At 64.8% G+C, this 792-nt stretch carries 1 protein-coding gene; it reads left to right on the forward strand.

The features are described from left to right. On the forward strand, positions 1 to 792 hold a 792-nt coding region (locus AC5L30_RS32980), incomplete at both ends, for a glycoside hydrolase family 10 protein (protein WP_494872183.1).

A 792-nucleotide genomic window follows, 5' to 3' on the forward strand; every position in this document is an offset into this window, starting at 1 on the left:
TACACGACGATTCTGAACCGTGAGTTCAACAGTGTCGTGGCCGAGAACGAGATGAAGTGGGACGCCACCGAGCCGCAGCAGGGTCAGTTCCGGTACACCGGTGGTGATCGTCTGGTCAGTCACGCGCAGGCCAATGGCATGAGTGTGCGGGGTCACGCGTTGTTGTGGCACCAGCAGCAGCCGGGTTGGGCGCAGGGCATGTCGGGCAGCGCGTTGCGCAACGCGGCGATCAACCATGTCACCCAGGTCGCCACGCATTTCCGGGGGAAGATCCACTCGTGGGATGTGGTGAACGAGGCGTTCGCCGACGGTGGTAGCGGCGCCCGTCGTGACTCGAATCTGCAGCGCACTGGTAATGACTGGATCGAGGCGGCGTTCCGGGCGGCGCGGGCGGCGGATCCGGGTGCGAAGTTGTGTTACAACGACTACAACACCGACGGGATCAACGCGAAGTCGACGGGGATCTACAACATGGTGCGGGACTTCAAGTCCCGTGGTGTGCCGATCGACTGCGTGGGCTTCCAGTCGCACCTGGGCACCTCGCTGGCCGGTGACTACCAGGCCAACCTGCAGCGGTTCGCCGACCTCGGTGTGGATGTGCAGATCACCGAGCTGGACGTGATGACCGGCGGCAACCAGGCCAACATCTTCGGCGCCGTCACCCGCGCCTGCCTGGCCGTCTCGCGCTGCACCGGCATCACCACCTGGGGTGTGCGGGACTGCGACTCGTGGCGTGGGTCCGACAACGCCCTGCTGTTCGACTGCAACGGCAACAAGAAGGCCGCGTACACC

Source organism: Micromonospora sp. BQ32, assembly GCF_059358895.1.